The organism is Carboxylicivirga sediminis (assembly GCF_018156225.1).
GTDB classification, from domain to species: Bacteria; Bacteroidota; Bacteroidia; order Bacteroidales; family Marinilabiliaceae; genus Carboxylicivirga; species Carboxylicivirga sediminis.
Genome location: NZ_JAGTAR010000020.1, coordinates 1 through 25,218, shown reverse-complemented (window position 1 = coordinate 25,218; position 25,218 = coordinate 1). Strand labels below are relative to the sequence as shown.

The window sequence follows — 25,218 nt, the reverse complement described above, 5'->3', positions numbered from 1 at the left end:
TGCAGGCAATGAGATTCAGAATAAGAAACCACGTATATTTTACACCTCTGTTCTACTATGCCCTTGGCGTAATTGTATTTTCATTGGCAATGGGACAATTTGGCGAAATGTTTTTCCAGTTTGGCCTCATTGCACTGGGCTTATTTATTCTGCTAATCGTCATTGAAGCGCTGTTATTGTTTGTGAAACACAAAAGCAACTTTGAAGCTCAACGTATCACTGAAGAACGTTTTTCGAACGGCGACGAAAACCTGGTAAAGCTAACGTTTACCAATAATTTCCCTTTCCCGGTAACTATTAATGTAATTGATGAATTGCCTTTGCAGTTTCAAAAACGCGACTTCAATATTCGCACGTACCTGAAGGTGGGTGAAACGAAAAATATGAGTTACCACCTTCGCCCAACAGAGCGCGGTGAATATTGGTTTGGAGCCTTGAATGTATTTATCAAGTCACCTCTTCGACTGGTTGAGCGTCGCATTCAGTTTAACCTCAAACAGTATGTAAAGGTGTATCCGGCATTTAAAGAAATGCGGCAATTTGAGATGATGGCCATCTCTAACCGCTTGACAGAAGTTGGTATCAAAAAAATCAGACGGATTGGTCATCAGATGGAGTTTGACCAGATACGTGAATATACAAAGGGTGACGATTACCGAACTATCAACTGGAAAGCGACAGCTCGACGCAGCAGCCTGATGGTCAACCAGTACCAGGATGAAAAATCGCAGCAGGTGATTTCTATTATTGACCTGGGACGAACCATGAAAATGCCATTTGAGGGCATGACCCTGCTGGATTATGCCATTAATGCCTCGCTGGTATTATCAAAAATTGCCATGTTAAAGCAAGATAAAGCGGGGCTAATCACCTTTAACAATAAGGTGCGAACGGTAGTACCACCACAGCGCAACAGCAAGCAGATGCAGGTCATTATGGAGGCTTTGTATAATCAAACAACACGATTTGAAGAACAAAGTATTCAGGCCTTATATACCAGTATCAGACGGAACGTGCATCAACGTAGCTTACTGGTTATTTACACCAATTACGAAAGCCTGAGTGCAGCAAAACGGCAACTACCGATGCTTCAGAAGTTGGCCAATGACCATATGGTGGTCATCGTATTCTTTGAGAACACCGAACTGAAGCAACTCACCGATGCTAAAGCCAGTGATATGGAAGGTATCTATGTGAAGACCATCGCTGAAAAATTTGCTTACGATAAAAAGCGTATCGTACTTGAACTGGAACGCTATGGTATTCACTCTGTACTAACAGCCCCCGAAAACCTGACTGTTGAAACCATCAACAAATACCTTGAGCTAAAAGCCCGCGGTTATATATAAAATAGCCTGAAGCAATCTTCAGATTCAAACATTTACATCACTACTTTTGCCAAAATTAGTAGTCTTAAAAGTAAATCTTATTACCACATTTATTCTCTATTTTGACGAACAGTCGATTTTTTGAGATTATCGTTCAAAAAGGTGTGAGCTAAAAGTATCATATTCTTACAAATTCGTTACAGAAACCCCATAACTTTATACGTGTAAAATTTAGCTTGATTGTCTTATTAATGAAAGATTAACGTAAAGCTAATTTTCACCTTAACCAGACAACTAAGGCAGACACTATTTTTGCACCTATGGTATAACTTAATGAAGAAGCGTGATGATGCGAGTAAATTATTCAACCCCCTACGGTTTTCCTGAAAAGATCGAACTAGACGATGTTGTTAACAGGGAGTTAATCTCGTTAATGACCCAAAGCCCAATTAATCCAGAAGATTTTTATCTGACGGGCTATGAAACCATCTGCTTCAAGCGAACGCGCGAATTCGCATTAGAAACAGTTATATCATCCGTCATTCCGCTTGACAAAGACATACTGGTAGTTGCCAACCATTCTGACGATTTGCACATCCAGAAGTTGTGTAGTTTATACGGCGTTAACAGCACACTCATCCATTTACCCGAATCGGAGAAAGAGCTGGAAGCAGCCTTATCGGCTTATGAACAGCAGCGGTCTTATTCACACATTTTAATCTCGTGCGATGTCAACACGCCCGAATGCAAGGACAAAATCAGGCTACTGGCAGCTGAACTCAGTAAAACATCCATTAAACTCATTGTACACTGCCGACGCAGTCCAATGGATTTGAGTGAAATAAGCGAACTCAATGTGGCATTTATGGTGTGTAATGGTATGAGCAGCTACATCAGCTCAGTGGTGATTGCCCGCCGCAGTCAGCTGGTTCAAACCGAAGGCATTTCACGCAACGATAAGCTTGACCTGTACAACTACTGGCAAAAAATGCTTTACAGTCGCAATTCGGGCATTAAGCCCATGGCTGTATAGTTCTTTTATAACAAAATAGTAAAGTCGCCCATAGTGGCGACTTTTTATATTAAACAAATATTACCTCCTCTTTAACCCAGCTCTCAAGGCACCATTCAATTCGCACTAGTTTCTTACTAGCTTAACATCAACTTATTACTAAGCCATTATCATTGTGATATAATTAAACTTTGACAATGAATAACGAAAAACAAAAAACACCCAGGCATGCTGATGCAATAGTATTATCAGATACTCACCTGGGTACATTTGGCTGCAAAGCTGATGCTATTGTTTCATACTTAAACACTATTTCCACGCCTATTCTGATTCTGAATGGAGATATCATTGATATCTGGCAGTTCTCCAAATCGTATTTTCCAAAGTCGCATTTAAAAGTCATTCGCCATCTGCTAAAAATGATGGAGAAAGGAACTCATATTTATTACATTACCGGCAACCATGATGAGCACTTTCGGCGCCTGGCGGGACAAAAGATTGGTAATCTGAGTATCGTGAATAAGCTGATTCTCGAACTGGATGGTAAAAAGTCCTGGATATTTCACGGCGATGTGTTTGATGTTTTCATGCATTACTCCAAATGGCTGGCCAAATTAGGGGCCACGGGTTATGGCATTCTTACACTTATCAATCGCTTTACCAACGCCGTTCTGCAATTGCTTAAGCTTAAAAAGGTTTCCTTATCACGCGACATCAAAAAGTCGATTAAGAAAGGTAAAAATAACATCACCTCATCATTTGAACGAACCGTTTCAAACCTGGCCATTGAAAAAGGCTATGATTATGCGATTTGCGGACACATCCATTGGCCCGAGAAAAAAAACATCAGCAATGAACAAGGAAGCGTTTGCTACCTGAACAGCGGCGACTGGGTAGAAAACATGACAGCGCTTGAATATTATAACAACGACTGGCACCTGCATTACTATGAAATGCCTAAAAACAACACGAAGCAGGCAGATAACGAATTAGTTAGCGATGACATGCTTCTGCCCAACCCCAAAATCCTTTTTCAAACCATGGTGAATGACATCATTAACAGCTAACTAATATGAAAATCTTATACGCTATACAAGGAACTGGCAATGGGCATATTTCCAGAGCATTTGAAGTCATCGGTCATCTAAAAAAATACGGTGAAGTGGACCTCCTAATAAGTGGTACACAATGTGATATAAAATTACCCTGGAAAGTGAAGTATCGCTTCCATGGCATGAGTTTTATTTTCGGAAAGAAAGGAGGTGTAGATCTTAAGGAAACCTTTCTGCGCTCTCGACCATACGAATTCTTAAAAGAGGCATTGACCTTACCTGTTTATCAATATGACTTAGTACTCAACGATTTTGAGCCGGTAAGCGCATGGGCCTGCAAATTACGAAACGTTAAGTGTGTAGGCATAAGTCATCAGAGTGCAGTTTTACATCCACAGGTGCCAAAGCCCAGAACAAGGGATATTGTCGGCAAAGCCATATTGAAGCATTATGCACCGGTTTCAACGGCCCATGGCTTTCACTTTAAAAGCATCGGCCAAACTGTTTCAACTCCTGTAATACGCGACGATATTCGATGGGCCAATAACAGAAATAAAGGTCACTATACAGTATACCTCCCATCCTATTCTGACGATAAAATTATTCAGGTCCTCTCACAGTTTAAAAACACCAAATGGCATGTATTCTCCAAGCACACCAATACTGAATACACTGCGGACAATATTGATATTAAGCCGGTAAATAAGGAAAAGTTTACCAAAAGCCTGGTGAGTGGTGCAGGTGTACTTTGCAATGCCGGGTTCGAAACCCCTGCTGAAGCATTGTTTTTGGGTAAAAAACTATGTGTTATCCCCATGAAAGGGCAATACGAACAGCATTGCAATGCGGCTTTTCTGGAAAGTATGGGCATTACAACGCTTAACAGTTTCTCAAAGGAGCTAGAAAGAATACAGGACTGGCTAGATTCCAAACAGCCTGTACAAATCAAATACCCCGATAACCTGGCCGATGTAATTGACGAAATAATGGCAAATAATATAAAAGCAGCTTGTCCTGAACTGGCAGTCTATTGATACGCACTAAACCTCAACAAAATACTTAAGTTGAATAATCTATCGGCGCCTCAGGTTTTGGTAGGAGTAGCTTAGCTGGGTCTTTTCATCCACAAAAGGCCCTTCTTCATTAACAACCAACCAATCGGCCATATTAATAGCTGGGAAGAACACCGTTGCCTCATCAAAAATGTGTTCAATCACCGTCAAAAACAGCTCCTGAGTGACTGGTAGAAAGCTTTTATAAATCTCGCCACCACCAATTACAAACACTTTCTCATCGCTGTTGCAAAGTGCCAAAGCTTCATCTAATGAATGTACCACCTCAGCACCCTTGGCTTCAAAGTCAGTCTGGCGGGTGATGACCACATTACGGCGATTGGGTAAAGCACCTTTGGGCAATGCCTCAAAGGTTTTTCGCCCCATTATAATGGTATGTCCGGTGGTTAAAGCTTTAAAGCGTTTTAAATCAGCTGAGATATAAGCCAGTTGGTCATCTCCTTTACCAATACCATTGTTCCGGTCAATGGCCACAATCATTGAAAGTATCATCTTCTATAGTTCTTTGTAAAGTCAGTTAAACATTTCAGCACAAAGGCCATTAAACCGATATCGCTCCTTTAATGTGCGGATGTGCATCGTAGTTAACCAACTCAAAATCGTCATACACGAATTCATCAATTGATTTACGCTCCGGATTGAGCAGTAATTGTGGCAAAGTTTTAGGCTCCCTTGTCAGCTGTAGCTTCACCTGTTCAATATGATTCAGATAAATATGTGCATCGCCAAGTGTATGAACAAAAGTACCTGGCTTTAAACCACACACCTGCGCCACCATCATGGTTAGTATGGCATACGAAGCAATATTGAAGGGCACTCCCAAAAAGATATCAGCACTTCGTTGATAAAGCTGACAGCTCAGCTTACCATCAGCCACATAAAACTGAAATAGAATATGGCATGGTGGTAGTTGCATATCGTCAATAGCCCCTACATTCCAGGCACTCACAATATGACGTCGCGAATCCGGATTATTTTTGATGCTCTCAATAACCTGCTTAATCTGATCAATATGACCACCATTGTAATCGGGCCATGAGCGCCACTGATACCCATAAACAGGGCCAAGCTCACCATCTTCCTTAGCCCACTCGTTCCAAATACGCACGCCATTATCCTGAAGGTACTTAACATTGGTACTACCCTTTAGGAACCACAACAGTTCATGAATAATCGACTTCAGGTGTAACTTTTTGGTAGTCAGCAGTGGAAACCCTTCACTCAAATCAAAACGCATCTGATGTCCAAACACGCTGATAGTCCCGGTTCCTGTTCGATCTTCTTTCTTAAATCCTTCCTCCAAAACCCTGTCTAACAGGTCTAAATACTGCTTCATACTATACTCCTTTGCTGGTAACAGGTAGTATTACCTGCCTTTAAATTTGTGTTTCCGATGCTACATGGAATAATGCCATGTAGGATTTTGAAACGTAAAAATAGATAAATTATTAAGATATAACACCTCAACCACTATGCTCTTAATTTTCCCGATCAGGCTGAAGCTCAAGCGTGGTAACAATAGGATAATGATCGGAAACATCCACTTTGATACGCCTGAAATTATAGGAGGCAAAATGGTTATCGTGAAAAATGAAGTCAATACGAAAAGAAGGTAAGGGCCCGTTGTATGTGCCACCAAATCCCTGTCCCGATTCTTCAAAAGCATCCTTTAAATTACCCCGCATCTTACGATACACATATGATACAGGCGTATCATTAAAATCGCCACAAACAATTGGCGGATATGGCGAATTAGCAATATACTTACCAACCGTTTCGGCCTGCAAAGCCCGGTTACCAAACGCCTTACTCAGCTTACTGCTGATGGCTTTAATATTTTCGTTGCGCTCCTTTTTATTCTGATAGTTCAGACTATCCAGAAAATTAAGCTGTTCCCTGTCAAACTTAATGGACTCGAGGTGATTATTAAATATGCGAATACGCTGCTCCCCAATCTTAATATCACTATAAATACTGAAGTTATTCGATTGCTCAAACCTTACACTATACTTCTCAACAATCGGGTATTTACTGAAGGTGATCAATCCAAAATTACGCTTCCCCTTCTTACCCGATAAATATTCGATATGCTGATACTTGAACTGATTCAAGCGACGAAGTATATAATGCTCGGTGTATGATTTATTAGATGAAGTAGTAAAAAATTCCTGGATACACAGTACATCCGGATTTTCCTCACGAATAAAATCGAATATCTTCTCATTGGTATTATCACCAATCCATTGGTAATAATCAAACATGCGGGCATTTAAGCTCATCACCTTAAGTGGTGCCTGCATCTCTTTTCGATCCATTTTGGCACCCTTCCACTGAAAAGTATGCTCCCAGTGCCCCCAGGTTATAACGATAGCTAATAAAGGCAACAGGAACTGCCAGCGCCGTTTAACCAGCCAGAAAGCAAACAGCACAAAGTTGATGAGCCAGAGAGTAGGAAATACATAACCAATAAAGGCCAGCACGGAGGTATGAGCCGGACTGATATAAGCCGTTAACACAGAAAACAGCAAAATGCCTGAGGCTATCAGGCTGATAATGGTGACTACAGATTTAAAAAAACGTCTTAACAAAATGACTTATTTACTGGCATCAAACAATGTTTGCTTCTCTTCTTTACTCAAACTATCGTACCCACTCTTCTTTATCTTATCTAAAATACGGTCAACCTCCTGCTGCTTATTCACTTTGCGAGCATTGTACTCCATATCGGTTACAGGTCGGCGATGCGTCACTTTCAGTTTCGACTTGGGCTTAAACAAAGTCGCCAGTCTATCCATCATGCGATTAAAACCCATGGTGACATCGCGCCCCTGCGAAATACTTCCCCCATAGAAATAGCCAAATGCCGCACCTCCAATATGTGTCAGGTGCCCACCAGTGTTTGACAATTGCGGGATACTGATTAAATCCAATATCAAAGCAACCAAGGCTACGTATTTGAGTTGTACGGCTCCAAAAAACAGCAAATATATTTTATGGTTGGGAGCATAGCGCGCAATGGCAAATAATATGGCCATCACAGAGCCTGAAGCCCCCATTAGAATAGCATATGGTACCTGTTGATGCAGAACGGGTATTAGGTTGTAGCTAACCAGGTAAAACGCCACCCCCGATAAACCGCCTAAGAAATAAACGCCTAACAATTGGCGAGGATTCAGAAATTCGAGGAATATACGGCCAAACCAGTAGAGGTAAAGCATATTAAACAGGATGTGCAGAAAATCGTAATGCACAAACATATAGCTTATCAATGTCCAGGGCTTGAATAACAGCTTACTTAAATCAGCAGGCACCGAAACCCATTCCAGTAAAGGGTAATGTTGAGCACTGCCTGAGCCGGATGAAAAACTAAAAAAGACCTGCAACAAACGGATGGCAATAAACACCCCAATATTAATGTAGATTAATTTGGTCAGTACGCCACCCTGACGATACGATTGTTTAATTTCATCGACTATGCTCATAGCTTACAAGTTAAATCAGATTCCTTTTTTATCCCAATATTTAATCAAGATAAATCCAAAAATCATTCCTCCCAAATGCGCCCAGTGAGCCACATTGTCGAATGAGAAATTGGCAACCCCCATAAATAATTCAGCTACACCATAAATCATTACAAAATATTTGGCTTTAATAGGAATTGGTGGAAATAACAGCATGAGCTCTGTATTAGGAAACAGCATACCAAAGGCCAATAGTATACCAAATACAGCACCAGAAGCTCCTACCATGGAACTGTTAAGCACCATATTAAACTTCGCCATATCCGGGTTGGTAAAATTCTTCCACTCACGTAATGCCTGTGCACCTTGTTCAAATACAATAGCCACCTGCTCGTCGGTCAGCACTGAAATAGCATTATTGTAGTCGATGTATTTGAACCCTAGCTGAATCACAGCCGCACCTACACCCGTAATAATGTAATACACAATGAACTTCTTTGGCCCCCAATACACCTCTAACACACGCCCGAACATAAACAGGGCAAACATATTAAAGAACAGGTGCATAAAGTCGGCATGCATAAACATGTATGTTCCAAACTGCGCGGGATGAAAATTATCTGACAGAGGAAAATACAATCCCAGGTAGTTATTTAAATCTATACCGAATGTATTACGTAATACCCATGTCGCCAACAGGAACAGGGCATTAATTATCAACAGATTTTTTGTTACCGGTGGTAATCCGGCTAAAGGTGATGGACGATAGTTCATCTGCTCTATTTTAAAAGTTATTGGGCACTCTGCTACAACATCAGTGCCAATCCTATTCTTCCACTAAATAAACGCAAAAGCAACAAGAATTGTTAAATCAACTACTTATATTCTGCCAATATGACACTACATAAAGCGCTTTTGCATTTCATCCATATCCATTATTGAGATAATGGTTTTGCCCGATGGCGAGAAGTTGGGTACCATACAGGCAAACAACTGATCAAACAGTTCACTCATTTCAAGTGTCGACAGCACCTTACCATAAGGAATAGCACCACGCCTGGCCATGGAGGTGGCCACCTGCTCGGTTACTTCCTTTTGTAAATCCACCTCACCATCTCTAAAATCGGTGAGAATACCATCAATCAGCTGGGCAGCCGATACATTCTCTAGTCCGGCCGGGGTCGATAGCACATTGAAGGTTTCCTCATTAACCTGTTGCAGCTCCAAGCCGAGGGTCAACAAATCAGGCTGCAGCTCATTCACCATGGCCATTTCCTCAGGACCAAAATGCAGCTCTTCGGGGAACAGACACTTTTGAGACAACGATGCGCCTCTCTGCAATGTGCGAATAAAACCTTCGAAGATAATGCGCTCATGAGCCCGCTTCTGGTCAATCATCATCAAACCCGACTTAACCGAAGTGAGTATATAGCGGTTCTTCAACTGAAAGAAGCGGTTACTGCCTGCGCTTTCCTCATTGGCACCACCCGATAAGAAAGTTTGTTGCACCGGTTCCTGTTCCTGCTCGTTGGGTTCAAAGGGTTGTTCCTGCTTCTCCATTTCAGAATTAGCCAAAGCAGAAAAATCGGGCAGTTCATTACTTTCATTACCATCGTACAGGTTCTCCCAGCCCTGCGCCGACGCCTTTGACCGGAAAGTAGCCGTTCCGCCACTGCTATAACTCGAAACAGATTGTTTCCTTTCCTCTTCGAAAGGGTTATAAAACGGATTCACCTCAACTGTTGGCTCCACCAATTCACCCTCGCGGCTGGAGACAGGAATGTGAATTTGATCAGTAGTGTCAAAATCGATGGATGGCATCATATTGAACTTACCCAGGCTTTCGCGGATGGCGGCATTGAGTAGCTGCCAGAAAGCCCTTTCATCCTCAAACTTTATCTCTGTTTTGGTCGGATGAATATTCACATCAATAATCTGCGGATCTACTTCGAGGAAAATAAAATAAGCCGGAATGGTTTCGGGCTGCAGTATATTATCATAGGCATCCATCACTGCACGGTGCAGGTAGGGATGCTTCATAAAGCGGTTATTCACAAAAAAGAACTGATCGCCCATGGTCTTTTTAGCCGATTCGGGCTTACCAATAAAGCCGGAGATCTTCACCATCACCGTATCAGTATCGATGGGAATAATGTTATTGCCCATCTGCTTGCCGTTCATATTAACAATGCGCTGCTTTATATTACCGGCTGGCAGACTAAACATGGGCACTTCATTATGCACCAGCGACAGGGCCACATCGGGGTGCGCCAGGGCCACACGTTGAAATTCATTAATAATATGTCGGAGCTCGGTGGAGGTTTTTTTCAGAAAACGACGCCTGGCCGGCACATTGTAAAACAGATTTTTAATACAGAACTGACTACCAACCGGACATTGTACAGGTTCCTGCGACTCAACCTGAGAAGCTGCAATATTAATTTGCACTCCCAGGTCGTCTTCCTCACGTCGTGTTTTTAGTTCAACCTGGGCAATGGCGGCTATAGATGCCAAGGCTTCGCCACGGAAACCCATTGTTTGCAGCGCAAATAAATCACTGGCCTCACGAATTTTTGATGTGGCATGGCGCTCAAAAGCCATACGCGCATCGGTTTCGTTCATGCCACAACCATTGTCAATGACCTGTATCAGGCTCTTTCCCGCATCCCTGGTAATCACTTGAATATTGGTAGCCCCTGCATCAATGGCATTCTCCATCAATTCCTTGATAACCGATGCAGGTCGCTGTATCACCTCTCCGGCAGCAATCTGGTTGGCCACCGAATCTGGCAATAACTGTATTACATTCGACATGTGTTAACTATCTCTTTTTATTAATTAATAAAACCCAAGATTGATGAAGCAGGCGGCCATATGCGCTCAGGCAGACATCAAGTTTGCTATTACGATTTGTGCAAATGTTTATTCAATTGGCTAGTCGGCAAAAAATGATTCCATCCAGGCCATTCCCTCCTGAATGAGGTAAACCCCCAATATCATCAGAATAATCAGGATAAGAACTAAACGTAGATTGGAACGACGCTTCTCGCTTCGCGACACCTCGTAATGAGACTTTATACGACGACGCATACCTCCCTTAATACGGCCGGCATAGCCACTTTCCTTCTCTTCGTCGTTTAATAGCCCTAGCTCTTCCTTTATCCGACGTTCCCTTTCTTCACGCTTCTCCTTCTGCTCATCGTAATAAATCGGGTCGTGCTGAAACACCCGATGACGCGCCACTTTTGAAAATGTAAATTTCATCTTTCTCTAATTTTTATACCAAGCCACAATTCTTATACCAGCATATACTCCTACCGGTAACGAAATTCTGCGTCCTGATAATTGTGCAACAAAAAGCTGTTTGCATCCGCACCTAGGCAAAGATAACAAGTAATCGTTAATAACCAGAAACAGCCTGTTTCAAGCTGGCCTTTTAGCGACCTAAAAAGCTTATTTGATGACGAATAGTATTTACTAACAAAGCCTGTGAACATCTTATTGATAACTTCAGGGCTTCTCAACTGGGCCAATGGGCAGAGAATACAAAAACAACTGTCAGAACCAGTTAACGAAACACTTGACTGATAAATGAAGTAATGGGATGGGTAATTTTACAGCAGGGCCTGCTCATTTCCCGGAAGGCCGATGAAATTATGATATTTTCGTCGCCCTTCCCATATTTCCCTTTCCCTTTCTGTAATTTCGACGGCCTTCCCATAATTTTGATGCCCTTCCGGTAAAACAGCCCACCCCGGCTATCTTTTTATCGTCCTGCCAGCATCGTTGAGGACCATCACCAGGTTGAACCAGCTCAGAGAGTTTGGCAAGAGATCAAGCGGGTAGATTTCTATTTCAGTGGATGACCGCAGTGCTTGCAGAAAGCAGCTTCATAGTCATGCCCCTCCTTGAGGCAGTCAGGACAAACACGCGAACCTGGCTGCCGGCGACTTTCATTCACCAGCTGACTGGTAACAATACCAGTTGGCACAGCAATAATGGCATAACCCGTTATCATGATAAAACCTGCCAGGAACTTACCTAACACCGTCACAGGCGCTATGTCGCCATAGCCTACTGTGGTGAGCGTTACAATGGCCCAGTATACACTTTGCGGAATACTTTTAAAACCCTCGTTATGTGGATTCTCTACAATATACATGACGGTGCCCATGATGGTAACAATGATAAGCACCACAAACAGGAACACGCTTATTTTATTACGCGACGACAACAGCGCCAACCACAAAACGCTCGCCTCTTTTACATAGCGGGTGAGTTTCAGCACACGGAATACGCGCACCAGCCTCAATGCCCTCACAACTATCAGCATCTGTGTGCCTCCGATAATCAGACCCAGATAGGTAGGCAGGATGGCCAGCAAATCAATGATGCCAAAGAATGAAAAAATATACTTGCGCGGGCGATCGATAATAACTATACGCAGAAAATACTCAATGGTAAAAAGCCCGGTCAGGCACCACTCCATCACCACCATGGCTTTATTGATGGCTGGTGGCAGCGTGTCATCACTCTCTACCATCACCACAACTATACTTAGTAGAATAAGTATAATCAAAAGAATATCAAACAGCTTACCGGCTGGCGTATCGGTTTCGTAAATTACCTGGTATAAACGATTCTTAACAGATTGCATAAGTTTATGATTTGCGCTCACTCAAAGATATAAAGCCTTTGAGCTTAAAAAAATTTTAAGTTTAGAAAAGCCATTGTACTTTTACAAAGCAAATAAGAACACATGACACGAGAAGATATCATCAAAGAATTTAATGAAGCACAAGCGGTGCTGAACCGTTTTATGCAGGAGGAAAGCAACTGGGATAAGCTACAGGCGGCCGGCGATATGATGGCTGAGGCTATTGCTGCTGGCGGTAAAGTCATGTCGTGTGGTAATGGCGGCTCCATGAGCGATGCCATGCATTTTGCCGAAGAGCTGACAGGTCGCTTTCGTGATAATCGCCGCGGGCTGGCAGCTGTTGCCATCTCCGACCCCACTCATATCACTTGTGTGGGCAACGATTATGGCTTCGATTATATTTTCTCACGTTATGTGGAAGCCACAGGCCAGAGTGGCGATGTACTGCTGGCTATCAGTACCAGCGGCAACTCACCCAATGTATTGAACGCCGCTAAAGCAGCCCGGGAGAAGGGTATGAAAGTAGTGGCCTTGACTGGTAAATCGGGCGGTGAACTGGCTGAGGTAGCGGATATTGAACTACGCGCCCCCCATACGGGTTATTCAGATCGCATCCAGGAGATTCACATTAAAATCATCCATGTATTGATTCAATACATTGAAGCTAAAGCAATAGGAGAATAAGCCGCGGGTAACCTGCCTGTAGGCATAAATCAATAATGTTGCGCAGGCAACAATAGCAACAATAAAAGTACTGTCGCTGACGCTAGGTCATCATGTTATTAACAACAGTACTCGAGCCTTTACATCGTAAAGATACTTAAGTGAGGTAATTGACATTACTACAGCTGGGATATTACATCTAATTTGCTGAGCGATTCAGTTCTAAATCAGGCTCACGATACAATGCTACTCAGGGCTTGCGCATACTTTTATAGCCTATTCATGCTGTTACCTCAACCATTCTCACTATCTTGTGTTTCATCTTTAGAAGAAAAAGATTAACTAAATCGCACAGTTATATATGAAGGGTATATTACTAGTCAATATGGGCGGACCTCAGTCGCTAAGTGAGATGCGCCTTTTCCTCAAAAACATGTTTAGTGATAAGTATATTTTGCCGCTACCGTTTGGTCTCAGGCAATTTGTGGCCAATATGATTGCCAAAAAACGCCATCCGTCATCGTGGGAGAAATACCAGTTGATAGGCGGTACACCCATCATTAAACATACCGAAGCAACGGGCAAGGCTCTGGCCGAACAAACCAATTTGCCGGTTTACACAGCTTACTCCTATACGCCTCCTTTCATTGCCGATGTGCTCGACAAGATGGTGGCTGATGGTGTTGATGAGATTGATGTACTGACCATGTATCCACAGGCCAGTGACACCACTACCACATCTGTTTTTACTGATGTTAAGAAAGCTGCTAAGAAATTAAACGGTGTAAGCATTAGAGAGATCTGCGATTACAGTGTACATCCCACATTTCTGGAATACTGGAAAACCCTCATTGAAGAACACATTGAAAGGGAAGGTCTGGATAATCCATTGTTGCTGTTTACGGCCCATGCCATCCCCATGTATGGTGTTAAGCGGGGCGATAAATACCCCGATACGGTTAAGCACATGGCCAAACGGCTGGCTGGACTCATGAATCGCCGTTACGAAGTGGCTTTTCAATCGCGTGTAGGGCCGGTCAAATGGGTTGGACCTGATACCGATGATCACCTGGAAGAGCTGGTGGTAGCCGGTGAAGATAATTTTGTGCTGATACCCCTTAGCTTTACTACCGAGTGTCTCGAAACGGTTTATGACTTAAATATAAAGCTGGTGGATATCTACAAAAAGGATGAACGGGTAAAGCACATTTCACGTGTAGAGATACCTGTGGCGCATCCGCTTTTTATCGAAACACTAAAACGTGTGGTGAATGAATAAACAATACGATGTGGTGATACTGGGGGCCGGTGTTACGGGCTTAACCCTGGCGCATAAACTCAATAAAAAAGGCATTAACTTCTGCGTGTTGGATAAGCAAATGCAGGCAGGAGGCGTTATAAACACACAAAGCGAAAATGGCTTCGTCTTTGAATCAGGTCCCAACTCTGGTATTGTCTCACACCCTGAAGTAGTGGCTTTGTTCGATGAGCTGGGCGATGCCATTAAAGTAGAGAAAGGCAATGACCTGGTAAAAATTCGCTATGTACTCAAAAATGGTGAGTGGCATGCTTTGCCTCACAGCCCTATCTCGGCAGTCTCAACGCCTTTATTCACACTCAAAGATAAGTTTCGCATACTGGGCGAGCCCTTCAGGGCAAAAGGCACCAACCCTGATGAAACATTGGCAGAGCTGGTGAAACGACGAATGGGAAACAGTTTCCTCGACTATGCCATCGACCCCTTTATTCTGGGGATATATGCCGGTGATCCGGCACAACTGGTGACGCGGTATGCCATGCCTAAGCTATATAACCTGGAGCAAACCTATGGCAGCTTTATCGGCGGTGCCCGCAAAAAAGCCAGGGAGCCAAAAACTGAGCTTGAAAAACGTACCGATCGGGCTGTTTTCTCTATTGAAGGTGGTTTAAGTGGCTTAACCAATGCCTTGCTGCGCAGCGCAGGAGAAAGTAACTTCTGTTTTGGTGCCAGTGATGTAGTGGTGAAGCCGAATAATGGAATCTACCAGGTGAGCTATGCTGTGGATGGTACGTCCCACCAGATACAAGCTAATAAAGTGATTACCACCTTTGGTTCGGTGGGATTGGAAGAGGCCCTGCCATTTGTAGAACCTCAGCAAATGCAGCACCTGACCAACCTTAAATATGCCCGGGTAGTGGAAGTATCCCTTGGTTTTGACAACTGGGATGGGCGCCCACTGGATGGTTTTGGTGGATTGATACCGCATAAGGAGCAGCGCAACTTACTGGGCGTATTGTTTATGTCATCGCTGTTTAAAGGGCGTGCACCTGAAGGAGGCGCATTAGTCACCATCTTTATGGGAGGCGTGCGCAACGAGGGGCTGTGCGACCTTAATGACGATGAACTCTTGCAGGTGCTCGAAGATGAATTCGTTGACCTGATGAAAGTGACTACTTTTAATCCTTCACTGGTGAAAATAAAAAGATACTCGCACGCCATACCACAATATGGTATTAGTTCGGGTGAGCGTTTTCAGGCCATTGAAGGTGTGCAACAGCAATACCCCGGCCTCATCATAGCGGGCAACCTGCGCGACGGCATCGGTATGGCCGACCGCATCAAACAGGCAACACTTATTGCCAAGGAGCTGGGCGCATGAGAGAACTAGTGCTGATATTGCATATAATTACCAGCCTACTGGCCTGCTTCATCACAGGCACAATACTGGTGAGAGCCATTGGGGGTTTGGCTAACCGTCTGCAACTAAACAAGCTGGATGTGAAGCTGCCGTTTGTAGCTACTTTGCTGTTGTATCTGCAATTTGTGTTAGGCACATTCCTCTTTGTAATGTACATGCTTGAGTTTGGCAGTGGCGAAGTCACCATCTATGCCAAGCAGGTGGTTAAAGGGCGGTTTTGGGCCGTTGAGCATTTTATTCTGATGGTGTTTACCCTCGTTATGAGTCATATTGGCTGGGTATTTGCCAAGAGCAATCATACGCCTCGGCTCATTTTTAAAAAGAATTTTCTTTATTTTGGTATTGCCTGTGCCATGATTTTAATATCGATGGCCATGAATATAGTGAGGTATGCCATGTGATGTAATAATATACCACAGGCGCGTTTGAGCATATAACGACTATGAAAATATTAATAGTAGAAGATGAACCGCAACTGGCACAAAGCGTTCAGCAGTTTTTGAGTAGTGAAGGACATAGCTGCGAGGTGGTTGGCACACTCAATTCAGCCTTACAGATGCTTGACGGCCAATTTGATATTGTTCTTCTGGACCTGAACCTGCCCGATGGGAATGGCCTGGAGGTGGTCAAGAAGGTGAAAGGTGGCGGTATGCAAACCGGGATTATTATTCTTTCGGCACGCGACAGCCTGGAGAATAAAATTGAAGGATTGGAGCTGGGGGCTGATGACTACCTCACCAAACCTTTTCAGATGGCAGAGCTGAATGCACGACTGAAATCATTGGTGAGACGGGTACATTTCAAGGGCGAAGAAACCATCAATTTTAATGAGCTGGAAATAGTGCCGGGGCAATTGCTTGTAAAAGTAAATGACAATCCGGTAGATCTTACCAAGAAAGAATTTGATCTATTGGTGTATTTCATTGCCAATAAGAACCGGGTATTGACCAAGACAGGAATTGGCGAGCACATGTCAAAAGACTTTATGGACTATGGCTTTACCGATGATTTGATTTATTCGCACATTAAAAACCTTCGCAAGAAACTGATAAAAGCAGGGTGTGGCGACTACATAAAAAATGTATATGGGGTGGGCTATAAATTTACCGACGCCACTTAATCAATCCTATGAAGCTAATCACTAAAACCGGACTTAATTTCATTTCTGCCAGTATCTTCTTCTTCTTTATTGGCAGTCTGGGTGGTTATTATTTTATTCGCTTTGCAGTTGATAAAATGTTCAACAACGAACTACTGGAAGCACAGCAAAAAGTAGAATCACAAAACAACTACTCACTCACCTATGCCGATGTCAGTGTCGATACCCTTCGGTTAACAATCAGTGAGGACTATTACGAATTTACCGATACGGTGATGCAGCAGGCTGGTAACGAAAACTATGATTTTTACCGCAAACTTACCTACTTCAAACCAATTGATAATATTCACGCCACCCGCTTTACCATTATCCGCTCAACAGCACCTTCTGATCTGATGGTGATGAAGTTTACGCTGATGCTGACCGTATTTCCTGTTATCTTCTTCCTGATACTATACCTGGTAAACCGGGCATCTACCAAATATTCACTGGCCGTATTTTATGATACCATCAACAAGCTACGTGCCTTTGATGTAAATAAAGATAATCGCCTGGAATTGATGACCTCTGACATCGATGAATTTGAACAACTCAATGAGGTGTTCAATGCCATGGAGAAAAAGATTAAGGTGGACTATGAACGATTGAAGGAATACACGGAGAACACCTCACATGAGCTGCAAACACCTCTGGCCATTATCAATGCCAAGTTAGATGAACTTATTCAGGCCGATAACCTGACTGAAGAGCAAATAAAATCCATTGCCGGGTTGATTGAGACAACACACCGCCTGTCTAAAACCAACCAGGCACTTATATTCCTGGCCAAATTGGACCACCGGGTATTTGCCGATGCCGAAGAAGTAAGTTTTAATGAAGTAGTGCGCAAGCAGCTCGAGAATCTGGAGATGCTGATTGAGGATGCCGGGTTAAGAATTAAGCTGGTATCAACGGCCAGCTTGCGGGCACACATGAACCAATCGCTGGCACATACGCTCATTCAGAACTTACTGAAGAATGCCATTCGCCATAATATACCTGATGGACACATCCACATCACCATCGACGACAAGTGTCTGGAAATTAAAAACAGCGGGCTGGTAGTCAGCTATGACCCGGAGAAGCTTTTCGGGCGCTTTAAAAAAAATAGCCAACACCCGCAATCATTGGGCATTGGCTTATCCATTGTCAAACGCATCTGCGATATATCAGCTATCTCGGTCAGCTATGAGCAAAAAGATGCCGAGCATATCTTCAGATTAAATTTTTAGTAGGTTGATAAGGCTCTTCGCAAGCCTTCAAAGCGGTTCTCGTAATCTTCTATTGACAGACGAATCACCTGTTTGGCTTCTTCGGCATTATAAACATGTGTAATCTCCGAATCGTTACTCAAACCGGGCATATCCTTATAAGTCAGGAAATAATGCTTCAGACGCTTAATCACCATTTCGGGCATGTCGTTAATATCCTTATACTCGCCATACATCACATCATTTTTCAGCACCGAAATAATTTTATCATCGGCCTGATTGCCATCCAGCATGCGAAAACCTCCAATGGGTATAGCTTGTGCCAACACATCGCCATGCGGTATATCCTTTTCAGTTAATACCAATATATCCAATGGATCGCCATCTCCAATAATATCTTTCTTACCCGATTTCTCTGCGCAGTATTTGCCCACCAGCTTACCACAGTATGTTTGTGGAATAAAGCCGTAAGGTGCCGGCACCACGTTGGAGTACTTCTGCGGACGATCAATACGCAGGTATCCACTCACCTTATCCACTTCATACTTGATGGTATCCGTCGGAACTACCTCAATAAAACTGGTTATTATATCAGGCGCGTTATCACCAATGTCAACACCATGCCAGGGATGCGACTTATAACGTAAACCCATCAGGCGCCCGATTGGATCCATTAAACTATTAGATGTCATGTTCTTCCTTTTACTTGATTTTTAGATTTGGATTGTTAGTACAACAACACGAAGTAAAGGAATGTTTCAGAAGAATTTAATGATTAATGGTAATTTAATTCATAGCACAAAGCATGATGTTGCATTTGACGTTTAAGGATGCTTTTTATACTTTCAGCAATGAATAGCAGCATTGCTTGAATCATAAAAGACACAAATGATGAGAAATACAGTAATAATCAGCCTGATGGTTGTAGTGGCCATGAGCTGTCAAACGAAGAAAAAAGAAAGTACTGATAAGGTCAATCAGGAAAGTACAGCAGTTGAACAAGAACAAGCGGCTAATAAGGTCTTTTATACAAAAGAGCTAAAGCTGCAGGGTATCACATTTACTGTATCAGCAGCTAAGGAGAATGGTTTTAGTAAGATGACGGTCAACACATCCGGACTGGAAATCCAGGAATTTAATGAAGCATTTGATATTACCGGCAGCCGGATTGTTAATGCCGAGGTGGAGGATTTGAACTCCGATGGCTCGCCTGAGCTGTTGATCTTTACCCAGTCCGACGGTAGTGGTAGCTATGGCGAGGTATATGCTTTCTCGGTAAACAACCTGAAATCGATGAGCCAGGTGTATTTCCCACCCGTTGCAGATAATGAGCAACTGAACAAAGGCTATATGGGGCACGATGAATTTGCTATTGTAGAAACCAAACTGGTGCAGCGTTTCCCAAAGTATAACGATGGTGATAGCAATGCCAATCCTACCGGCGGCCTGCGCCAGGTGAGTTACCAACTGGTGGACGGTGAGGCATCGCGTCACTTTAAGGAGGTGAGTGTAACGGATGTTGAATAATTATCCGCAAACAAATAATGCATCATTCGGCATAGCCTAACGCTATGCCGTTTTTTATAATACCTTCGCTGCCGCGCGAATCTTCTCGGGTAGTAGCCTTATAAATATTAACTACCCTGCCCAACCCGAGCGGTCTAAACTGCGGTACTGAACGGCCTCAGCCACATGATGACTCTGTACGGTGTCGCAGTTCTCCAAATCGGCTATGGTGCGGGCCACTTTTAAGATGCGGTCGTATGCCCTGGCCGATAAATCCAGCTTTTCCATGGCTGTCTTCAGGATGTTCATCCCTGTTTCGTCGGGTGTGGCATATTGGGCCAATTGCCGGCTGCTCATCTGCGCATTGCAATGCACCTTTTCATTATCCTTAAAACGTTCCGACTGCACTTTTCTGGCTCTAATTACCCGTTCGCGCACTGTAATGCTGCTCTCCGATGGCGGTGCTTCTGCCAGCTTGTTAAAGGGCACCGGTACTACTTCAATATGCAGGTCGATGCGGTCGAGCAAGGGGCCGGATATCTTACTCAAATACTTTTGCACCACGCCGGGGCTGCACACGCATTTTTTTTCGGGATGATTAAAGTAGCCGCAAGGACACGGATTCATGGATGATACCAGCATAAAACTCGCCGGGTAATCGATGGTGAAGCGAGCTCGTGAGATGCTGATGCGACGATCCTCTAATGGTTGGCGCATCACTTCCAGTACGGTCCGTTTAAATTCAGGCAGTTCATCCAGAAACAGCACCCCGTTGTGCGACAGAGAGATTTCGCCCGGCTGCGGAAAGGATCCACCACCGACTAAAGCCACATCGCTGATCGTGTGGTGGGGCGATCGGAATGGGCGCTGTGTAATCAACGCCGTGCCACTGCCGGTTTTGCCGGCTACCGAATGTATCTTGGTGGTTTCCAGTGCTTCGTCCAAAGTGAGGGGCGGTAAAATACTGGCCAGACGCTTGGCCAGCATGGATTTACCAGCACCGGGAGGGCCAATCATGATCAGGTTATGACCGCCGGCAGCTGCAATCTCCAGGGAGCGCTTCACGCTTTCCTGTCCCTTCACATCAGAAAAATCGAAATCAACCAATTGTGTGCCTTTCTCAAATTCCTCTTCGGTATTGACCTTAACAGGCTCTGTATCCGAGTCATCTTCCAGAAAGCGGATCACCTGCTGAATGTTTTCAAAGCCATAGATGTCAATGTCGTTCACCACGGCGGCCTCCCTGGCATTTTCAAGTGGTAAAATACAGCCTTTAAAGCCTTCCTCTTTAGCGCGGATGGCCATTGGCAGAACCCCTTTTACCGGCTGCAGGCTGCCGTCCAGCGATAGCTCACCCATCATCATGTAGTCAGCCAGTTTATGATTCACAATCTGAGAGGAGGCAGCCAGGATACCAATGGCCAGGGGTAAATCATAGGCAGCCCCTTCTTTACGTATATCGGCTGGGGCCATGTTAATAACAATTTTATGCCCGGGCCATTTGTAGCCGCATACTTTCAGGGCTGAGTCTATGCGTTGATGGCTTTCTTTAACGGCGTTATCGGGCAGGCCCACCAGGAAAAAACGGATGCCTTTAGAGATGTTAACTTCAATAGTGATGGTGTAGGCGTCAATACCACTGACGGCTGAGCCAAAGGTTTTTACAAGCATGGTCAAAATATTTAACCGGAAGTTAAGTAAAAATCACTTAACAGTATGCTTCTTGCGTAATAAGTTTTGACCGACAGGGTAGTTTTAGTGTTTAATACTACTAATTTTCTGATTGAAGGTGATTTAGTAGGCAAGGACATGCCCACTTCCTGCGTATTGTACCTGATTGGGGAAGGCTTCTGTAAAATAATCAAAAGCGACTTCTCCCGTACAGTGGTTCAATAGCCAATGATTAACATGGAAAGGTATCAAGCCTCTGATTACATGCTCAATCTCGTCCTTATTTCGGCCGTTCAGGTGAAGTCCACCGGCTACATAATAAAAAGTATTGTGGTGCAGGCGTTCACTGATGATATGCAGGATATTAACAATACCCGTATGGGCGCATCCACATAATACGCTGGGTTGTATTTTTTCAGGAGTTACCAGTATCAGTTCATCATCAAATGGATCGGGCTTATATTGAGTACCGTCTTTTACGACCAGCCGTTGGTTGATAACCTCATAGCCGGTCTTAGGTTTTATATTGCAAAGTATATGCGTACCATCGGGCAATTGCAGGTCTTCGTCTATTATCATGAAGCGTTGTGCATCAATCCCAGATTCATCACGCCAGGGAATGCCATTTTCTTTAATCATGCTACTCGACCTGGAGAAGCGTTCCTTGAAGGCATGCTTGTGTATAATCACTTTGGCTTTATTGTTCATACCTAGAAAAGCAGGCAGTCCACCGGTATGGTCATAGTGACCGTGACTAAGAACCACGTAGTCAATTGACAACAAGTCAACACCCATCTTTTCGGCGTTAAAAAGAAACTTATCCGATTGCCCGGTGTCAAACAGGATGTTGAGTTCATCTGTTTCCAATAGAAATGATAAACCATGTTCGCACTTCAGGTGGTTTTGACTGCATTTATTATCAATTAGTGTGGTAAGTTTCATGGCTCTTCAAATTAAAGCACTAAGGTAATGAGTTGAATCGTAAATCAGATGAAACGACTCGTTAGAAAAAATGCTCCCCCGCGGGGATGATTACGTTAAGGCGAGTGCCATATGACAATTGAAAAACATAGCATCATATGAAATGGGATACTGTTCTGCCTTCTGTCTTCAAACTACGTAAGTAATATTTATCTTTACACCCTTAATTTAGATTCATGAGTACAAAGCCGCTTTTTGCCGATATTATACTACCTGTGCCGTTGCCACGGTTGTTTACCTACGAGGTGCCCGATGATTTGGTGCACCTGGCAACGGTTGGGAAACGTGTGGCTGTGCCTTTCGGTAAAAAGAAGATGTATTCGGGTGTTGTTTGTCTGCTGCATCACAACAAGCCGGAGGAATATGAAACAAAGCCCATTGTATCGGTGCTGGATGAGGAGTCCCTTGTCAATGCCTATCAACTGAAGTTTTGGAACTGGCTGGCCGATTACTATCAGTGTACCTTAGGAGAAGTCTATAAGGCTGCTTTGCCATCTGGGCTGAAGATGGAGAGCGAGACGCGTATCATCTACAACACCGAATTTATAGCTGAGTCGCCTTTATCGGATAAGGAGAACAAGGTGCTGGATATCATTGCCGGTAAAAAGGTATGCTCCATCAACGATGTGAATCAACAGAGCGGCCTCAAGAACAGCCTGCCGATTATAAAGCGGTTGCTGGAATACAATGCCGTATTTGTGAATGAACACTTGAAGGAGAGCTACAAGGCCAAGACAGAAAAAGTGATATCCCTCCATCCCAAATGCCAGTCGGAAGATGCGCTACAGCTAGTGTTTGATAAGCTGTCGCGTGCGCCTAAGCAGCAAGAGCTGTTGATGACGTTTATGTCGATGGTGGGCGGATTAACCGGTGCCATTACCAATGAGAATGTTGCGAAGCCTGAGTTGCTCAAAAAGGCCAATGCCAGCCAGGCAGCCATCAGGGAGCTTTGTAATAAGGAGATTTTCCTGGAGCAGGAGCGCGCCATCGACCGGCTCGATCTGAACGATAAAGCAGTTAAGCAAGCCAACCAGTTAAGTGAGGTGCAGCAAACGGCCTACGATGAAATAAAAGATGGTTTTCAAACGCACGATGTCACCTTGCTGCATGGTGTTACTTCGGGTGGTAAAACCGAGATATACATTCACCTGATAGAGGAACAGTTGATGCAGGGCAAACAGGTGCTATATCTGTTGCCTGAAATTGCCTTAACCACCCAGATTACTTCACGCCTGCAAAAACATTTTGGCAATAAGATGGGTATCTACCACAGTAAGTTTGCCGATGCCGAACGCGTGGAGATATGGAATAACCTGTTACAACAAAAGAATTACCAGCTAATCGTTGGGGTGCGTTCATCGGTGTTTCTGCCCTTCTCTAACCTGGGCCTGATTATCGTTGACGAGGAGCACGAAAATACTTACAAACAGTTTGACCCGACACCACGCTATCATGCGCGCGATGCCGCTATTGTGCTGGCCAGCCTGTTTGGTGCCAAAACATTACTGGGTACCGCTACGCCATCAATCGAGTCCTATTTCAATGCACAGCAGGGGAAATATGCCCTGGTAGAGCTGCTGCAACGCTTTGAAGGGATTAAGATGCCGGAAATAGTGGCTGTTGATGTGCGCGAGGCCAAACGCAAAAAGCAGATGAGCTCGCATTTTACACCTATGCTGCTCGAAAAGATGGATGAGGCCTTGAAAAATGGCGAACAGGTCATCCTGTTTCAGAACCGCAGGGGCTTTAGTCCGTTTATTGAATGCGGGCAGTGTGCCTGGGTGGCCAAGTGTGTCAACTGCGATGTGTCCATGACCTACCACAAGCATCTCAATCAGTTGGTGTGTCATTATTGCAACCACAGTATCCAGCTGCCAACAGTGTGTCCGGCCTGCCATAGTCCGGCTATTGAAACGCGCGGCTTTGGTACCGAAAAGATTGAGGAGGAGATGAGCCTGCTCTATCCCGACCATAAGGTGGCGCGCATGGATTTGGATACTACCCGCAGTAAATCGGGCTACGACAAGCTGATTAAGAAGTTCGAAGACGGCGAAGTACATATTCTCATTGGTACCCAAATGATTTCCAAGGGACTGGACTTTGATAATGTGAGCGTAGTGGGCATCCTCAATGCCGATAATATGCTTAACTATCCTGATTTCAGGGCCTTTGAGCGCAGCTACCAACTGATGACACAGGTGAGTGGCCGGGCCGGACGCAAAAACAAGCAGGGACTCGTAGTGTTGCAAACATCCAATCCCAAGCATCCGGTGATTATGGATGTCATCAACCATAATTTTCTAAATCATTACAACGGCCAGCTGGAGGAGCGGCAGCTGTTTAAATATCCGCCGTATTACCGCCTGATTAACATTACCATTAAGCACAAAGAGCAGCCGGTAGCCAACAGGGCAGCTCATTTGCTGGCTGAACAGCTACGCGTGGTATTTGGCAATCGGGTGCTGGGCCCGCAGGCGCCGGTCATTAATCGTATTCAGAACCTGTATATTAAAAAGATACTGATTAAGATGGAGAAGAAAGCGTCACCCACAAAAGTGAAACACCTGATGCGCGAAGCCATCTTTAGCCTCCAGGCTCAGCAGGCCTTTCGCTATGTGACGTTCCAGATTGATGTGGACCCAGCCTAGGATTAGCAGAGGCAATAATTTGGATGATTCTTTACTAACCTGATTTCGACATAAAATTACTGGCTCAAATCGCTTATAAATGTTTAGTTTCAAGGAATATTTGTGAAAGCATAGCGAGCTATGGTGAACAGATATGACG

23 protein-coding genes are annotated in these 25,218 nt (G+C 44.0%); 12 read left to right on the top strand and 11 right to left on the bottom strand.

Annotation, left to right across the window (positions count from 1 at the left end):
- The first annotated feature begins 8 nt into the window (after nt 1-8).
- The 4 genes from KDU71_RS13305 to KDU71_RS13290 all read left to right on the top strand — a co-directional run bounded on the left by KDU71_RS13305 (nt 9) and on the right by KDU71_RS13290 (nt 4,426).
- Nucleotides 9-1,349: a DUF58 domain-containing protein gene (locus KDU71_RS13305; RefSeq protein WP_212191576.1), complete on the top strand. Its 1,341-nt coding sequence runs from the start codon at nt 9-11 to the stop codon at nt 1,347-1,349.
- A gap of 325 nt (nt 1,350-1,674) precedes the next feature.
- Nucleotides 1,675-2,361, top strand: a complete 687-nt coding sequence (locus KDU71_RS13300) for a hypothetical protein (protein WP_212191575.1) — start codon at nt 1,675-1,677, stop codon at nt 2,359-2,361.
- Between the two features lie 176 nt (nt 2,362-2,537).
- Nucleotides 2,538-3,407: a UDP-2,3-diacylglucosamine diphosphatase gene (locus KDU71_RS13295; RefSeq protein WP_212191574.1), complete on the top strand. Its 870-nt coding sequence runs from the start codon at nt 2,538-2,540 to the stop codon at nt 3,405-3,407.
- Nucleotides 3,408-3,412: 5 nt separating this feature from the next.
- On the top strand, nt 3,413-4,426 hold the full coding sequence (locus KDU71_RS13290) for a glycosyltransferase family protein (RefSeq protein WP_212191573.1): 1,014 nt from the start codon (nt 3,413-3,415) through the stop codon (nt 4,424-4,426).
- Between the two features lie 39 nt (nt 4,427-4,465).
- Here KDU71_RS13290 and KDU71_RS13285 read toward each other — a convergent pair whose 3' ends face one another.
- From KDU71_RS13285 to KDU71_RS13250, 8 genes are all read right to left on the bottom strand, one after another.
- Complete coding sequence (locus KDU71_RS13285; RefSeq protein WP_212191572.1) at nt 4,466-4,957, bottom strand: dihydrofolate reductase; 492 nt, start codon at nt 4,955-4,957, stop codon at nt 4,466-4,468.
- Nucleotides 4,958-5,006: 49 nt separating this feature from the next.
- Entirely contained in the window at nt 5,007-5,801 is a 795-nt protein-coding gene (locus KDU71_RS13280; RefSeq protein ID WP_212191571.1) for a thymidylate synthase, read from the bottom strand.
- A gap of 142 nt (nt 5,802-5,943) precedes the next feature.
- Entirely contained in the window at nt 5,944-7,053 is a 1,110-nt protein-coding gene (locus KDU71_RS13275; protein ID WP_212191570.1) for an endonuclease/exonuclease/phosphatase family protein, read from the bottom strand.
- A gap of 6 nt (nt 7,054-7,059) precedes the next feature.
- Complete coding sequence (locus KDU71_RS13270; RefSeq protein WP_212191569.1) at nt 7,060-7,947, bottom strand: rhomboid family protein; 888 nt, start codon at nt 7,945-7,947, stop codon at nt 7,060-7,062.
- 15 nt (nt 7,948-7,962) lie between these two features.
- Nucleotides 7,963-8,700 carry a rhomboid family intramembrane serine protease gene (locus tag KDU71_RS13265; RefSeq protein ID WP_212191568.1) on the bottom strand — a complete coding sequence of 246 codons (738 nt, stop codon included), beginning with the start codon at nt 8,698-8,700 and terminating at the stop codon, nt 7,963-7,965.
- A gap of 126 nt (nt 8,701-8,826) precedes the next feature.
- Nucleotides 8,827-10,740 carry a DNA mismatch repair endonuclease MutL gene (gene mutL, locus KDU71_RS13260; protein WP_212191567.1) on the bottom strand — a complete coding sequence of 638 codons (1,914 nt, stop codon included), beginning with the start codon at nt 10,738-10,740 and terminating at the stop codon, nt 8,827-8,829.
- 120 nt (nt 10,741-10,860) lie between these two features.
- Nucleotides 10,861-11,190 carry a hypothetical protein gene (locus KDU71_RS13255; protein ID WP_212191566.1) on the bottom strand — a complete coding sequence of 110 codons (330 nt, stop codon included), beginning with the start codon at nt 11,188-11,190 and terminating at the stop codon, nt 10,861-10,863.
- A gap of 586 nt (nt 11,191-11,776) precedes the next feature.
- Nucleotides 11,777-12,583, bottom strand: coding sequence for an ion transporter (locus KDU71_RS13250; protein WP_212191565.1), 807 nt, complete (start codon nt 12,581-12,583; stop codon nt 11,777-11,779).
- A 102-nt stretch (nt 12,584-12,685) separates the two neighbouring features.
- Here KDU71_RS13250 and lpcA point away from each other — a divergent pair, with 102 nt between their 5' ends.
- The 6 genes from lpcA to KDU71_RS13220 all read left to right on the top strand — a co-directional run bounded on the left by lpcA (nt 12,686) and on the right by KDU71_RS13220 (nt 18,294).
- Nucleotides 12,686-13,267 carry a D-sedoheptulose 7-phosphate isomerase gene (gene lpcA, locus KDU71_RS13245; protein ID WP_212191564.1) on the top strand — a complete coding sequence of 194 codons (582 nt, stop codon included), beginning with the start codon at nt 12,686-12,688 and terminating at the stop codon, nt 13,265-13,267.
- 340 nt (nt 13,268-13,607) lie between these two features.
- Complete coding sequence (hemH, locus tag KDU71_RS13240; RefSeq protein ID WP_212191563.1) at nt 13,608-14,525, top strand: ferrochelatase; 918 nt, start codon at nt 13,608-13,610, stop codon at nt 14,523-14,525.
- A complete protein-coding gene (gene hemG, locus KDU71_RS13235; RefSeq protein ID WP_212191562.1) occupies nt 14,518-15,885 on the top strand; it encodes a protoporphyrinogen oxidase in 1,368 nt (455 codons plus the stop codon). The genes hemH and hemG overlap by 8 nt, the downstream gene beginning before the upstream one ends.
- A complete protein-coding gene (locus KDU71_RS13230; protein WP_212191561.1) occupies nt 15,882-16,325 on the top strand; it encodes a hypothetical protein in 444 nt (147 codons plus the stop codon). Before hemG ends, KDU71_RS13230 begins: the two co-directional genes overlap by 4 nt.
- A 41-nt stretch (nt 16,326-16,366) precedes the next feature.
- The gene (locus tag KDU71_RS13225; RefSeq protein WP_212191560.1) at nt 16,367-17,044 is read left to right on the top strand and encodes a response regulator transcription factor; all 678 of its coding nucleotides are present in this window, start codon (nt 16,367-16,369) and stop codon (nt 17,042-17,044) included.
- 8 nt (nt 17,045-17,052) lie between these two features.
- Nucleotides 17,053-18,294 carry a sensor histidine kinase gene (locus KDU71_RS13220; RefSeq protein WP_212191559.1) on the top strand — a complete coding sequence of 414 codons (1,242 nt, stop codon included), beginning with the start codon at nt 17,053-17,055 and terminating at the stop codon, nt 18,292-18,294.
- On the opposite strand, the gene KDU71_RS13215 is transcribed toward KDU71_RS13220, so the two are convergent.
- Nucleotides 18,291-18,965 carry an inorganic pyrophosphatase gene (locus KDU71_RS13215; RefSeq protein WP_212191558.1) on the bottom strand — a complete coding sequence of 225 codons (675 nt, stop codon included), beginning with the start codon at nt 18,963-18,965 and terminating at the stop codon, nt 18,291-18,293. The two genes, KDU71_RS13220 and KDU71_RS13215, sit on opposite strands and share 4 nt — an antisense overlap.
- Before the next feature lie 196 nt (nt 18,966-19,161).
- Here KDU71_RS13215 and KDU71_RS13210 point away from each other — a divergent pair, with 196 nt between their 5' ends.
- Nucleotides 19,162-19,800, top strand: a complete 639-nt coding sequence (locus KDU71_RS13210) for a PliI family lysozyme inhibitor of I-type lysozyme (RefSeq protein WP_212191557.1) — start codon at nt 19,162-19,164, stop codon at nt 19,798-19,800.
- 111 nt (nt 19,801-19,911) lie between these two features.
- Here the strand turns inward: KDU71_RS13210 and KDU71_RS13205 are convergent, their stop codons facing one another.
- Entirely contained in the window at nt 19,912-21,450 is a 1,539-nt protein-coding gene (locus KDU71_RS13205) for a YifB family Mg chelatase-like AAA ATPase (protein ID WP_212191556.1), read from the bottom strand.
- A 123-nt stretch (nt 21,451-21,573) separates the two neighbouring features.
- Nucleotides 21,574-22,392: an MBL fold metallo-hydrolase gene (locus KDU71_RS13200; RefSeq protein WP_212191555.1), complete on the bottom strand. Its 819-nt coding sequence runs from the start codon at nt 22,390-22,392 to the stop codon at nt 21,574-21,576.
- A gap of 215 nt (nt 22,393-22,607) precedes the next feature.
- Between KDU71_RS13200 and priA the strand changes: the two genes are divergently transcribed.
- Nucleotides 22,608-25,079 carry a replication restart helicase PriA gene (gene priA, locus KDU71_RS13195; protein ID WP_212191554.1) on the top strand — a complete coding sequence of 824 codons (2,472 nt, stop codon included), beginning with the start codon at nt 22,608-22,610 and terminating at the stop codon, nt 25,077-25,079.
- Nucleotides 25,080-25,218 lie beyond the last annotated feature (139 nt).

What these genes read in the sequence shown, in the direction of transcription:
- KDU71_RS13200 (WP_212191555.1), bottom strand. Translation starts at nt 22,392, where the DNA reads ATGAAACTTACCACACTAATTGATAATAAATGCAGTCAAAACCACCTG.
- KDU71_RS13225 (WP_212191560.1), top strand. Translation starts at nt 16,367, where the DNA reads ATGAAAATATTAATAGTAGAAGATGAACCGCAACTGGCACAAAGCGTT.
- KDU71_RS13270 (WP_212191569.1), bottom strand. Translation starts at nt 7,947, where the DNA reads ATGAGCATAGTCGATGAAATTAAACAATCGTATCGTCAGGGTGGCGTA.
- KDU71_RS13250 (WP_212191565.1), bottom strand. Translation starts at nt 12,583, where the DNA reads ATGCAATCTGTTAAGAATCGTTTATACCAGGTAATTTACGAAACCGAT.
- KDU71_RS13210 (WP_212191557.1), top strand. Translation starts at nt 19,162, where the DNA reads ATGATGAGAAATACAGTAATAATCAGCCTGATGGTTGTAGTGGCCATG.
- KDU71_RS13205 (WP_212191556.1), bottom strand. Translation starts at nt 21,450, where the DNA reads ATGCTTGTAAAAACCTTTGGCTCAGCCGTCAGTGGTATTGACGCCTAC.
- KDU71_RS13215 (WP_212191558.1), bottom strand. Translation starts at nt 18,965, where the DNA reads ATGACATCTAATAGTTTAATGGATCCAATCGGGCGCCTGATGGGTTTA.
- mutL (WP_212191567.1), bottom strand. Translation starts at nt 10,740, where the DNA reads ATGTCGAATGTAATACAGTTATTGCCAGATTCGGTGGCCAACCAGATT.
- priA (WP_212191554.1), top strand. Translation starts at nt 22,608, where the DNA reads ATGAGTACAAAGCCGCTTTTTGCCGATATTATACTACCTGTGCCGTTG.
- KDU71_RS13220 (WP_212191559.1), top strand. Translation starts at nt 17,053, where the DNA reads ATGAAGCTAATCACTAAAACCGGACTTAATTTCATTTCTGCCAGTATC.
- KDU71_RS13265 (WP_212191568.1), bottom strand. Translation starts at nt 8,700, where the DNA reads ATGAACTATCGTCCATCACCTTTAGCCGGATTACCACCGGTAACAAAA.
- KDU71_RS13280 (WP_212191571.1), bottom strand. Translation starts at nt 5,801, where the DNA reads ATGAAGCAGTATTTAGACCTGTTAGACAGGGTTTTGGAGGAAGGATTT.
- KDU71_RS13290 (WP_212191573.1), top strand. Translation starts at nt 3,413, where the DNA reads ATGAAAATCTTATACGCTATACAAGGAACTGGCAATGGGCATATTTCC.
- KDU71_RS13300 (WP_212191575.1), top strand. Translation starts at nt 1,675, where the DNA reads ATGATGCGAGTAAATTATTCAACCCCCTACGGTTTTCCTGAAAAGATC.
- lpcA (WP_212191564.1), top strand. Translation starts at nt 12,686, where the DNA reads ATGACACGAGAAGATATCATCAAAGAATTTAATGAAGCACAAGCGGTG.
- KDU71_RS13255 (WP_212191566.1), bottom strand. Translation starts at nt 11,190, where the DNA reads ATGAAATTTACATTTTCAAAAGTGGCGCGTCATCGGGTGTTTCAGCAC.
- hemG (WP_212191562.1), top strand. Translation starts at nt 14,518, where the DNA reads ATGAATAAACAATACGATGTGGTGATACTGGGGGCCGGTGTTACGGGC.
- KDU71_RS13295 (WP_212191574.1), top strand. Translation starts at nt 2,538, where the DNA reads ATGAATAACGAAAAACAAAAAACACCCAGGCATGCTGATGCAATAGTA.
- KDU71_RS13230 (WP_212191561.1), top strand. Translation starts at nt 15,882, where the DNA reads ATGAGAGAACTAGTGCTGATATTGCATATAATTACCAGCCTACTGGCC.
- KDU71_RS13305 (WP_212191576.1), top strand. Translation starts at nt 9, where the DNA reads ATGAGATTCAGAATAAGAAACCACGTATATTTTACACCTCTGTTCTAC.
- KDU71_RS13285 (WP_212191572.1), bottom strand. Translation starts at nt 4,957, where the DNA reads ATGATACTTTCAATGATTGTGGCCATTGACCGGAACAATGGTATTGGT.
- hemH (WP_212191563.1), top strand. Translation starts at nt 13,608, where the DNA reads ATGAAGGGTATATTACTAGTCAATATGGGCGGACCTCAGTCGCTAAGT.